This is a genomic window from Pseudomonas sp. NFACC32-1 (assembly GCF_900101215.1).
Taxonomy (GTDB): Bacteria; Pseudomonadota; Gammaproteobacteria; order Pseudomonadales; family Pseudomonadaceae; genus Aquipseudomonas.
On record NZ_FMUL01000009.1, the window covers coordinates 93,124 to 105,125 of the forward strand.

Consider the following 12,002-nt stretch of genomic DNA (forward strand, 5'->3'; position numbering starts at 1 on the left):
CTAGAGGCGCGCCGAATGCAGAAAAACGCGCTGGAGTTCCGGTGTTAACGGATGTATGTGTCCGCAATGGGAATTGACCGGGCCTGGGGTAGCCGGCGGCCAACACTGCGAACCAGGACGTAGAAGAGCGGGGTGAAGAGCAATCCGAATGCGGTCACGCCCAACATGCCGAAGAACACCGCGACGCCCATCGCCTGGCGCATTTCCGCTCCGGCTCCGGTGGAAATCACCAGGGGGACGACGCCCATGACAAAGGCAATCGAGGTCATCAGGATCGGCCTGAGCCTCAACTTGCTGGCCTCCCAGGCGGCGCTCGACGGGGTGTGCCCCTGGCGTTCCAGATCCCTTGCAAATTCGACGATCAGGATGGCGTTCTTGGACGCCAGGCCCACCAGTACCATCAGGCCTATCTGGGTGAAAATGTTGTTATCGCCTCCGGTCAACCAGACGCCCGCGAGCGCCGAAAGCACCCCCATCGGCACGATCAGGATCACCGCCAGCGGCAGCAGGAGACTTTCGTACAGCGCCGCCAGAACCAGAAAAACCAGGAGCGTGCTGACCGCCAGCACCCAGGCGGTCGTGTCACCGGCCAGCCGTTGCTGGTAGGTCAGGTCGGTCCATTCCATACGTACGCCCTGGGGCAGGGTCTGCCGGGCGATGCGCTCGATGGCTGCTTCTGCCTGGCCCGAAGAGTAACCGGGGGCGGGGGCGCCGTTGACGTCCGCCGCTGTAAAAGCGTTGTAATGCACGACCATTTCCGGCCCATAGCCGGGATCGACCGACAGCAGCGTCGACAAGGGCACCATGTCGCCGTAGGCATTACGAACCTTCAAGCGTTTGATGTCTTCGGGGTGGGCCCTGAACGGCGCATCGGCCTGCGCCCTGACTTGGTAAACACGCCCGAAAAGGTTGAAATCGTTGACGTATAGAGATCCCAGGTAAATCTGCAGGGTCTCGAATACATCGGTTACCGAGACGCCGAGCTGCTTGGCTTTGACCCGATTTAGATCGACGTCCAGTTGGGGCACGTTTATCTGGTAGCTGGAGAAAAGGGGGCCTAATTCCGGCGCCTTGGCAGCCTCGGTCATGAAGGCTTTGACCGCGCTGTCGAGTGCGACATAACCCAGGCTGGCGCGGTCCTCGATCTGGAGTTTGAACCCGCCCAGTGTTCCCAGCCCAAGGACGGGGGGCGGCGGGAAGACCGCAGTGAAGGACTGTGCAATCTTGCTGAACTCGGCATTGAGTTCTGCCGCTATCCGGTTCGCCCCCAACTCCTCGCCGGAACGCTCGGCAAAGGGTTTGAGGATGACGAAGATGATCCCGGAGCTTGAAGAGTTCATCAGACCGTTGACGGACATGCCGGGAAACTCGAGGGTGTGGGCAACGCCAGGATGTTTCAGCGCGATGTCGTTCATTTGCTGGATGACCTGCTCGGTTCGATCCAGCGAGGCACCGGCGGGCAGTTGAGCGAAACCCACCAGGAACTCCTTGTCCTGGGCCGGAACGAACCCCGTCGGTAGCGTGTGGCTCAACCAGGCGCAGGCACACAGCAGAACCGCGAACACCGCGAACGTCCTGCCCTTGTGCGCCAGCACACCGTGTACGCCGGCACCATAGTGCTCCTCGGCTTGCTTGAATCGACGATTGAAACCTTTGAAAAAACGCCCCATGACTTTGTCGATTCCACGTTCCAGCGGATCCTTTGGCGCGCCGTGTGGCTTGAGCAGCAGGGCGCAGAGGGCCGGGGAAAGTGTCAACGAATTGAATGCCGAGATCACCGTGGAAATGGCTATGGTCAAGGCGAACTGGCGGTAGAAACCGCCAGAAAGGCCGGGCATGAACGCCAATGGAATGAACACGCAAACCAGCGTAAGGGTGATGGCGACGATGGGTTTGCTCACCTCTGCCATTGCCTGGTGAGTGGCCTGGTGCGGTGACAACCCTTGGCTGATGTTGCGTTCGACATTTTCCACCACGACGATCGCGTCATCCACGACGATGCCGATCGCCAATACCAGGCCGAACAGTGACAACGCGTTGATGGAGAATCCGAACGCCAGCAAGAACGCCAGTGTGCCGACGATGGATATCGGCACAGCCAGCAATGGAATGACCGAGGCGCGCCAGGTTTGCAGGAACACGATCACCACCAGCACCACCAGCACGATGGCTTCGAACAGAGTGCTGATCACCGCATCGATACTGGAACGGACGAACTGGGTCGGGTCGAAGACGATTTTGTAATCGACGCCTGCCGGCATATCGGCCTTGGCTTGAGTCATGATTTCCCGAGCCCGGGCTGAAATGTCCAGCGCGTTGCCGCCCGCCATCTGGAAAACTCCGAAGCCTACCGCCGGCTGCCCGTCGACTAGCGAGCGAAGCGCGTAGGTGGAAGCGGCCAATTCGATCCGGGCCACATCGCGCAAGTACGTCACGCCCCCGTCCGGTACCGTCTTGATGACGATATTGCCGAATTCCTCTTCGGTTTTCAGCCGACCTTTGGCGTTGACCGAAAGCTGCAGTGGAACGCCCGCGTTCATGGGCGACGCGCCTATGACGCCGGCCGCGACCTGAATGTTCTGTTCTCGTATGGCCGCCACCACTTCGCCGGCGGTGAGGCCTCGCTGTACAACGCTGTCGGGGTCGATCCAGATACGCATGGCGTAGTCGCCGCCGCCCCAGATGCGCACTTCGCCGACGCCAGGGATACGTTCAAGCTGGCTCTTGATGTTAAGGATGCCGTAGTTGCGAAGGTAGTTGGCGTCGTATTCGTTGTTGGGCGACACCAGATGAATCGCCAGGGTCTGGGTCGATGACGATTTGCTGGTGGTGACGCCAAGGTTCAACACGTCGGCCGGCAGGCGTGGGAGCGCTTCGGAGACACGGTTCTGTACCAACTGCTGAGCCTTGTCGGGGTCGGTGCCCAGCGCGAATGTCACATTGATCGCCAAGGTGCCATCGCTGTTGGCCTGCGATTGCATGTACAGCATGCCTTCCACGCCGTTGATACGCTCTTCAAGCGGCGCGGCGACGCTCTCAGCCACCACTTTGGGGTTGGCACCTGGGTATTGGGCGTTCACCACGATCAACGGCGGCACCACATCGGGGTACTCCGACACTGGCAGCCGCGTTAGCGAGAGTATCCCGGCCAGCAATACAAGAGCGCTGAGGACGCCGGAAAAAATCGGACGGTCGATGAAAAATCCGGAAATGTTCATCATTGTTGCGCCTGTGGTTGGGAAGGCGCACGTACCGGAGCAACCTGGGAGCCCGGTGTCGCCAGGTGCAGGGAACTCACGACCACCTGCTCCTCGGGTGAGATGCCCTGGTCAATGACCCGTAGCGCACCCTGACGTATCCCGGGCTTGACCTGGCGATACTGGACGCGGCCCTCGGCATCGACCACCAGTACGTACTTTTTGTCCTGGTCGGTGCCGATGGCGCTGTCGTCGACCAAGGTTGCCGGGCGGCTGGCACTGCCTGGCAGCAGGACCCTGGCAAACAGGCCCGGGCGCAGCTCTCCGTTGCTGTTGTCGAAACTGGCCCTGACGCGGATAGTGGCTGATCGAGTATCCAGCCGGTTGTCCAGGGAGCTCAGGTTGCCTTTGCGTGGATAACCCTCTTCGTGGGCCAGCCCGAGCATGACGGGTACCGGATCGCCCGCGGGGCGGTTGCCCAGGTAGCGCAGGAAGGTTTGTTCATCCACGTCGAAGTCCGCGTAGATCGGAGAGATGGACACCAGGTTCGTCAGGGCTGTGGAGCGCTCTCCCACGTCAACGATATTTCCCGGTGTCACCTCCACCCGTGAGGCGCGACCGTCAAATGGCGCGAGGATGCGGGTGTGCTCCAGGTCGAGCCGGGCCAGTTCGACCCTGGCCTGGGCTTCATTGACCCTGGCCTGAGCTTCGTTGGCGCTCTGTATGCGCTTGTCCAGGTCGGTTTTCGCGATGGCATTGCTGGTGATTAAATGCTCGTAGCGCTGCAGCTCTTTCTGCGCAAACAGACTCATCGACCTGGCGGCCACCAGCGCGGCTTGGGCTTGTTGCAGCGTCGCGGCATAAGGACGAGGGTCGATCTCGAACATCAGGTCGCCTTTGCGCAGCAGCGCGCCGTCCTTGAAGTGCACACTGATGAGCGTACCGGCCACCAGAGGCTTTATGACTACGGTGTCGGTGGCGACCAAGCGACCGGTGTAGCTCTGCCAGTCGACGACATCTCGCGTGATGGCGCTCATCACTTGCACCTGAGGCAGCGGAGCGGGGGCGCTTTTAGCCTGGGCTACCGGGGCCCGCATGCTGATTGCGAAGCCGGCGACTAGCGCCAGCGCCAATAAGCCGAGTGCCCAAACGGGCACGCCGCTCAACCTGCGAATAAACGATGACATGGCTAGCATCCTTTCCAGTGGAGAAATCAAACCTGAGGAACACTCATTGGTCGCTCGATCGGCTTGGCTTTGCCCCAACGTCGCATGGCGGGCCGCTCGACGAAGGCGAAAAGCAGCCAGCCCCCCAGGATCGACAGGCAGAACGTGGCCGCGAGAATCAGAGAGGCCGGTACTACTGCGAAACGTTGTCCATCCAACAGCGAAGTCACGCACATCATGATCAGCAGGTGGACCATGTAGAACCCGAACGAGATCTCTCCCAGCCAGACCATCAGTGGATGACGAAACCAGGACTTGAGCTGCGCGACGTCGGCGGCAGCCAGGCTGGTGATCAGCAAGGCAATCGGAATGACGGTGGTGAGTGACAGGCTGTAGATGAAGGGCATTTCTCCTGCGAGGAAGTATGTCGCCGTCGCCAATGCCAGCGTCGGTGCGACCGGGATCGCAATCCAGCGTCCCGTCATCAGGATGCGGGCCATCAACATGCCGAGAACGAACTCGAACAACCGTAGCGGCGGAAAGTAGTAAGCCAACCACCACTGGCTCAGGGAGATGGGGTATTCGGCGATCTGCGGTGCATCGTCGACAACCTCGGCGATGAGCCAGTGGGTCACAGCCATCGCACAGACTGTGAGGCCCGCGGTCAGCCAGAGGCGGTCCTCGCCGACCTTCCACAAGGCGCGCAAGAGAAACGGAAACGCCAGGTAGAAAACCAGTTCACAACACAGGGACCAGGAAGGCCCGTTGACACTCAGGAACACCGACATGTCCGGGACCCAGGCATGAACCAGCAGCAAGTTGGGCAACCAGGCACTCACGGCTGTCAGCGGTACAGCGAACAAGATCATCGCCAGGACGAAGGTGACCAGATGATTGGGATAGATCTTCACCAGGCGACGGCGCCAGAACGCCCCAAGCGTATCGTCCCTGCGGGCCGACCAGGTTATGACGAAACCACTGAGGACGAAAAAAAACGATACGCCAAGCCAGCCCCCCACGCTGAACAAGCGCTGGAAGCCGGCGACAATGTGCTGGTCGGCAAAGGGGTTGAATCCGATGATCTTTGTCAGTGAGGCGTGAAAGAAGAACACCAAGGCAGCCGCGACAAATCGAAACCCCGTCAGGGAGTCCAGGCGTACGTTGGCATGGTTGTGATACAGGCGTGAATGCGTCATGAGTCGATACCTTTCAATAAAGATCCGCGGCGCTGTCGAAAGCCCAGGCGCCTGGTCAATTCCATGGGGCAGGTAGCCAAAAAAAAGCTGGACAACTCAAACTGCATTCGCATGAAGGCCGGCTCTCAAGCCGGTCTTTTCATCATGAACTCCTTATCGCCGCGTGAACCTTTGGCCATTCAGGCACCGTATACGGCGTTGCATAGATCGACGGTGAACTGCCCGAACATGCCTTCGAACGCCGTGTTGGTGAAGGCCACCACGCAGATCTGTTGCACCGGATCGACGAACCAGGAATGACCGAAAGCCCCACCCAGACGCCACGTGCCAACGGACTCGGTCGTTTGTGCGGCCTGCGGGTCAGTCAGCACGGTGAATCCCAGGCCGAAACCACGGCCAGGCCAATTGGCGAGTTCCAGATTGCCGGTCTGGACACTTCCCATTTCTTTCGCAAGGGCCGCTGGCATGAGCGGCCCACCACCCTGGCGCAAGGTTTCGAGCAGGGTCAGGAACTCTTCGGCGGAGCCGATCATGCCGGAGCCTCCCGATGGATAGGCACTGCTATCGAGGGCCCGATCCGCGTCCATCCGGATACCTGCAGTGTTCTCGAATACTTCGATCACTTCGACGCCATTCATGCGGCGTGGAACGGGATCGGCATTGAGGTAGGCGGCTGTCAGGCGGGAGGTGTCGACGACGTTGAAGCGGGTGTCGGACAGGCCGAGAGGCTCGCACACCAGTTGATTGACTGCTTCAGCCAGGCTACTGCCGCATACCCTGGCGATGAGGGCACCCAACACGTCGGTGGCAATGGAATATCCCCAGTTGGTGCCGGGGCGATAGAGCAACGGCGCGGTCGCCAGCCGCCGGATGTTTTCCTCCAGGGTCAGCGGTGCGCTCTCCAGCCCGTCACACACACCGGCCTGCGCGTAGGCGCCGCCACCCTGGGCTTCGAGAAAACCATAATTCAGGCCTGCTGTATGGCTGAGCAATTGGCGCACGCTGATAGACACCCGAGTGCCGTCCGCCAGGGTCGGCTGGAACTCCGGTAGCCAGCGGGCGATAGGGTCATCCAGGCCAATGCGGCCTTGGGCAACCAAGGCCAGGGCGGCCGTCGAGGTGATAGGTTTGGTGACCGAGGAGAGCCGGAACAGGGCGTCGGTGCGCATCGGTATCCCGGCCTCTCTGTCGGCCAGGCCCACCGCGTTTCGATAGGTGATTTCGCCACGGCGGGCAACCAGTACGACAGCTCCCACCAGGCGTTTGTCTTCAATGGCGCTGCTCAGCGCAGCGTCAATTCGGGCCTGCATAGGGTCAGTGGCGATAGCGCTGGATAACTGAATGGATGCTTTGGCGGTCATGATCGCGATTCCCTGCTGTGATAGACGGTTGTCATGCTAGGTCGCAGACGGCAGGGGAAACAGAGGCTAGAATTCCGGACACATCGGACGTTTCGTTCCGCAATCAAAGCGCCAATACTCAAGGAGAGAGCGTGGACAACCTCAGCGGAATCTCGGTTTTCGTCCAGGTCGCCGAAACCCGTAGTTTTGTCGCAGCCGGTCGGCAATTGGGTGTGTCGTCATCGGCCGTTGGCAAAAGCGTCGCGCGCCTGGAGCAGCGCCTGGGAGTCAGGCTGTTTCATCGCAGCACTCGAAGCATCAACCTGACAGCGGAGGGCATGCTTTTCCTGAACCGCTGCCAGCGTGTGCTCAATGAACTGGAAGCAGCGGAGCTCGAGCTGTCCAGCTCCAGCAGCGAACCCCGTGGCAAGCTGCGCGTGAGCCTGCCCTTGGCAGGGCAGTTCCTGTTCACTTTGTTGTCCCGCTTTGCCAAGCGATACCCGGACATCCATTTGGAGCTGGACTTCAGCGACCGTCTGGTGGATGTCGTGGAGGAGGGTTTTGATGCCGTGGTCAGAACCGGCGAATTGAACGACTCTCGTCTGGTGGCGCGGCGATTGGGCGCCTTCCGTTTCCTGCTGGTGGGTGCTCCGGCCTATTTCCAGGCCCAGGGCGTGCCCTTGGACGCTGGCGACTTGAGCAACCATGACTGCTTGTTGTACCGAGTGCCTTCCACCGGGAAGCTCGAGCGCTGGCCGCTACCGGATAAAACTCACAATGGCGCGCAGGATTTGCCGGCAGTGCTGGTTTGCAACAACATCGACATGCTTTTCAACGCCGCCATGGAAGGTCGGGGCATCGCCTGCCTGCCGGAATTTGCCGTCAAGGATGCCCTTGAGTCCGGAGAGTTGCAGGCGGTGCTGACCCAAGATGTCACCCGCACCATCCACTTCAGTGTGCTGTGGCCGCCGAACCGCTTCATCACGCCCAAGCTGCGTTGTTTCGTAGATTTCATCTCCCTGCATATGTAAGTGATCAACCGTCTAGATCCGATGACAGTTCCTTGAGGAAATCCTGGATCTCGTCTTCGTCGATTTTGACGTTCAGCGTCTTGCAGAGATGATCGGGTCACCCTGCACGTGAGCGTAGCTGTCACCGAATGCGTGGATCAGGAACCCCGGTTCCCAGCTAGGCACCTCGAAGTTTGGCCATCCTTGCCGTAGTAGGGGATCAGTACACCCAAGTTGCCCGCCGACAAAGAGTGGACCTCGGATTGCCGGCCTGGATCGGCCCGGGGCACTTTGAGCCTGTGAATCTCTGGCGACGTTGAAGAACAGCCGTATAACAGCGCAAAAGCAACCTTTCCATAACTATCGAAATAACCGGATTGGTTGACCAATTCGCCCAGCGTTTCGCACGTGAGGCAGGGTTTGACGGTGTTGAAATCCACGGCACCATTGGCTGCGAAGATAAGTATTCCTTTGACTGGTCTTGCCGGGGCTCGATGGAGGCAGCTGCAATCCTGCCGCGCAATATGCTCCAATGGCATCCTTCCTTGAATATCGAGACCTCATCATGGCTGACGCCTCCGACCAAGCCTTCTACGACCGTGCAGACGCCCATATCGAACTGTCCAACGAACAGATCAAGACCCATGGAGATCTCGGTGGGGTCAGCGCCTCAATGATGTTCGGCACCACTCGTTTCAATGCTTGGGCGAGCGCGCAGAACTTCAAGTCTGGTGCCGAAATGGCTGATGCTCGAGAGGCGCTGTTGAAGTATTTCTGCGATCAGTACCGGATGATGCTCGAGGATAATCTTGATGATCACATCAACAATTTCAGCCAGTACATGCAGGTGAAATAGGTTCAGGTGCCGGCACATCCAGACCTACTCGCATCTGCACTCAATCCATTACCATTGAACCGCTTTTCAACAGTCCCAAGTCTCCGACTGGCTAGGGCACCCGATGGAACCAGGGAGAAAGGGATGTACGTCAATCAAAAGTCCGGCCGGTTCATCTTGCTGGCCGGCGCGTTACTGGTCAGCGGTTGCACTTCGTTTCTACAGGGCAAGCAATATGTCGTCCCCGGACCCGCTGACCCTTCAGCAACGGTTCGCCTCAAGGCTGGAGGAGGGGCGAGGCTGGATGCCATGACCTTCAGCGATAATGGATGCTATGCCGGTTATACGGTCCTGCCCTCCAACGGGGAACATATCGAATCACGGGTTGCCGTGGACAAAGAGCTGATCCTGACCTATTGGCAAGTCGCGGGTAGCAGCGCTTGCAAGATCCCGTTCTCCTTCAAGCCACAGAACGGAGCCACTTATACCTTGATTTCGGGCTCCTGGACCGAGCCTAAGGCTGGCATTCTTCCGATCTTCAACCGTGACGAGTCTTTCTGCGGGGTGGCCGTCATCAAGAAGGTCGGTGAACAGGAAAATATCGAACCCATTCAGCAACTGCGGATCAAGACCGGGTTCGGGTGCCTCAGGTTCGTCAAATAAAGACATTGAGGCCAGTGGCAAAGCAGAGGGGGAGTGCAATGACAATAACCATGGCACTGCGCCCCCAAGATCGAAACTGCCCGACATTAAGCCGGCTCAGCCATTACGGTACGGAAACCCCGAGTTCGGCGAGCTTGGCCTTATGTTTCTCCAGCAGGTATTTCTTGTCGACCAGCGCCAGGAATTTCTTGAAGTCGGCCCTGGCATCATCCTTCGCCCCCAAATGGTCGTACGCGACCCCGCGGGTGTAATAGGCCCAGGCATAGTCCGGCTGGCGTTCAAGGCCGGCGCTGAAGGCTTCGGCGGCCTCTCGGTATTGGCCCAGGTCCGTCAGGGCCAGGCCCAGATGATAGTAGGTCGGCATATGGAAGCCGGAGCCCTTACCGGCTTCTCCCAGTCCGTTGTCGAGGTTGTACTGCACAAGTTCGAGTGCTTTCCTGGGGTTGCCGGCCTCACGATACATCGCGCTCAAATCCAGGTTCGCCCGCGGATCTGGCTTGACTGCCAATTGGATGGATTTTTCCTTGGCAGTCACGGCTTGGGAAAATTGGTTGAGGTTGCTGTGGGCCTCAGCCTGCACCGCATAGATCACGCTTTGCAGCGAGGCGGGCAGTGTATTTTTCTGCAAGCACAGATCACCTTCCTGCAGCACCAGGGTGTAGTTTTCGGCCTTGAGCGCCTTCAATTGATTGGAGCAATGGGCGAGATTGGCTCTTTGCGGATTCTGCATCCCGGCGCATCCTGTAAGGAGGAGGGAACAAGCGATCAGTGCGGACCAGCGAGCATTCATGGAAAACATCCTTGTCAGTCGAGCAGATGAGCGTTGAGGTCAGGGCGATAGACCTGCAGCAACGGCGCGGTCACGGTGCCTTGTAGCGAGCAGAACACGGTGGTACGTCCTGCGAGCGGCGGTTTCATGTCGCCCGTATCGACCATCAAGGCGCGGTCTACGAAACCAAACGGAGTAGCAACCCCCGGGCCGGTCAACCCTTCGGTGCGCCATTGGCCGATCGGATCACCGATGCGACGGATTTCGGCGCGGGTGATGGCTTGGCCCTGGCTGGCGAAACGTGCGTTATCGACAATGAGTGGCTTGAGTTTCGTGGCCACCTCTTGTGGCGAGCCATCTGCCACGAATCCCCAAAACAGAAAATTGCCGACGCTTTTGATGGTTTGGGCCTGGTTGTAATAGCCGACCATACGCACGCCATTGATGATCAGGGGTGTTTCGAAGTGCTGGTAAGTGCCACCTTCCTGCAACGGATCCCTGACGGTCGGCGCCTTGACCGAGCCGTAATCACTCAGGCGCAAGGTAGCTGCAGGGAGACGGGCGTCGCGCAGGCTTTCGAAGAAATGTGCATCGCAGCGAGAAAATTCGCTAAACAGTTGCTCGGGCGTGGTGACGGGCTGAGCCTGGGCCGTACAGGCAGCGGCGACGGCGAGTAAGGCAACGCCGGGGAGAACAGAGCGGAACATTGAAATCATCCGTGAGACAAGAATGAAGGCTGTCGGCCTATCAGGGGCGAACTTTAGTAAGACGGGGCGGTGGAGGAGGGGTTAGCGTCGACGTCTCAGAGTAAAAGATCGGGTCTGGTCGAGGATGGCACAGCAGAAATTTTCAATTGATCACTACACATCGTTGGGGTGGCCAAGCCACCTTGGATGATCATGGTTGAGCTCATTCTCGTCGCGTCTTGCCGCGGGGCGAGACAGGCTTCTCGCGATCTTGACCCGACATCCGTCGTGTTCCTGTCGCTTGCGAAACGCCGAGCCTGACCTAGCCTGACGAGGTGGCTTCATCGTCTCCAGCAATATCTTGTGAGAAACAAAGCATGCCTACAGACTACATAGTGACAAAGAGACAGGCACAATTGCTGAGGCTTGGCAACGCAGTGATCGACATTATCAAGGGGTTAACTCCCTACGGTAGTGGCAATCAGTTGGATGAGGAGTACGCCGCCTCACACATTCGTACTGCGGCCACCTACAACTTCATGGAAAACCCAGTCAACAGCGCCATGCTAAGACCTCGGCGTATATTAGAAATCGCCAAAAGAACAGGAGCGGGCAATTGCGATCAGCTGGGGGCAATGGCTTACGCAATCTGCAGGGATTATCTGTCGTCAGATTATTATTCAGCATGGGTCGGCACCAACGCCCACACGTTTGCTTTGATTGGACATAACTCTGGAGATGCTGAGGACGCCATAGCGGTGGACGCTTGGCCTCAGCGGCCGCAAGCGGTGTTGTATAAACACCACTTCTGTTACGGCATGCAATTCGACACCCATGTCGCAAAGCCAGGTACAGGGCGAGGGAGGTACAAGGAATCAACGGCAGCTGAAGGCCTTAATTTCAAAATGTCGAATCAATGGGACGCCGTATTCAACAATGCTGAGATTCAAAACTGGAGATATGAGAATAATAACGTTGTGACCCCATGGAGGGGCCGTCAATATCGATACGTTACCGTCGGTTAACACATATCGCTGTCGCATCGAGTCTCGCGTTTCCACACAATCTTATAGACACACATAAACATTGAATCGCCCCGGGTTTCGTAGGCCACTACATGCGTGTCGACGAGCTAGCTGC

Annotated in this window: 10 protein-coding genes; 4 read left to right on the forward strand and 6 right to left on the reverse strand. The window is 58.6% G+C overall.

The window, feature by feature from the left end; all coding sequences use genetic code 11:
• Positions 1 to 44 precede the first annotated feature (44 nt).
• From BLP99_RS15620 to BLP99_RS15635, 4 genes are all read right to left on the reverse strand, one after another.
• Positions 45 to 3,218 carry an efflux RND transporter permease subunit gene (locus tag BLP99_RS15620; protein WP_072458922.1) on the reverse strand — a complete coding sequence of 1,058 codons (3,174 nt, stop codon included), beginning with the start codon at positions 3,216 to 3,218 and terminating at the stop codon, positions 45 to 47.
• Complete coding sequence (locus BLP99_RS15625) at positions 3,218 to 4,234, reverse strand: efflux RND transporter periplasmic adaptor subunit (protein WP_231991074.1); 1,017 nt, start codon at positions 4,232 to 4,234, stop codon at positions 3,218 to 3,220. The genes BLP99_RS15620 and BLP99_RS15625 overlap by 1 nt, the downstream gene beginning before the upstream one ends.
• A gap of 176 nt (positions 4,235 to 4,410) precedes the next feature.
• Positions 4,411 to 5,559 (reverse strand): acyltransferase family protein, encoded by a 1,149-nt coding sequence (locus tag BLP99_RS15630; RefSeq protein WP_092180788.1) that lies wholly within the window; start codon positions 5,557 to 5,559, stop codon positions 4,411 to 4,413.
• A gap of 179 nt (positions 5,560 to 5,738) precedes the next feature.
• Positions 5,739 to 6,869 carry a serine hydrolase domain-containing protein gene (locus BLP99_RS15635; protein WP_371128605.1) on the reverse strand — a complete coding sequence of 377 codons (1,131 nt, stop codon included), beginning with the start codon at positions 6,867 to 6,869 and terminating at the stop codon, positions 5,739 to 5,741.
• A gap of 182 nt (positions 6,870 to 7,051) precedes the next feature.
• On the opposite strand from BLP99_RS15635, the gene BLP99_RS15640 reads away from it, so the two are divergent.
• From BLP99_RS15640 to BLP99_RS15650, 3 genes are all read left to right on the forward strand, one after another.
• On the forward strand, positions 7,052 to 7,930 hold the full coding sequence (locus BLP99_RS15640; protein WP_072431235.1) for a LysR family transcriptional regulator: 879 nt from the start codon (positions 7,052 to 7,054) through the stop codon (positions 7,928 to 7,930).
• Positions 7,931 to 8,474: 544 nt separating this feature from the next.
• Positions 8,475 to 8,765 carry a DUF3144 domain-containing protein gene (locus tag BLP99_RS15645; RefSeq protein ID WP_072458953.1) on the forward strand — a complete coding sequence of 97 codons (291 nt, stop codon included), beginning with the start codon at positions 8,475 to 8,477 and terminating at the stop codon, positions 8,763 to 8,765.
• A gap of 123 nt (positions 8,766 to 8,888) precedes the next feature.
• A complete protein-coding gene (locus BLP99_RS15650; protein ID WP_072458918.1) occupies positions 8,889 to 9,407 on the forward strand; it encodes a hypothetical protein in 519 nt (172 codons plus the stop codon).
• 103 nt (positions 9,408 to 9,510) lie between these two features.
• Here BLP99_RS15650 and BLP99_RS15655 read toward each other — a convergent pair whose 3' ends face one another.
• Both BLP99_RS15655 and BLP99_RS15660 read right to left on the reverse strand, forming a co-directional pair.
• A complete protein-coding gene (locus BLP99_RS15655; RefSeq protein WP_256327862.1) occupies positions 9,511 to 10,137 on the reverse strand; it encodes a tetratricopeptide repeat protein in 627 nt (208 codons plus the stop codon).
• Positions 10,138 to 10,211: 74 nt separating this feature from the next.
• Positions 10,212 to 10,892: a hypothetical protein gene (locus BLP99_RS15660; protein ID WP_176776509.1), complete on the reverse strand. Its 681-nt coding sequence runs from the start codon at positions 10,890 to 10,892 to the stop codon at positions 10,212 to 10,214.
• A gap of 347 nt (positions 10,893 to 11,239) precedes the next feature.
• Here BLP99_RS15660 and BLP99_RS15665 point away from each other — a divergent pair, with 347 nt between their 5' ends.
• Positions 11,240 to 11,887 (forward strand): hypothetical protein, encoded by a 648-nt coding sequence (locus BLP99_RS15665; RefSeq protein WP_076406991.1) that lies wholly within the window; start codon positions 11,240 to 11,242, stop codon positions 11,885 to 11,887.
• Positions 11,888 to 12,002 lie beyond the last annotated feature (115 nt).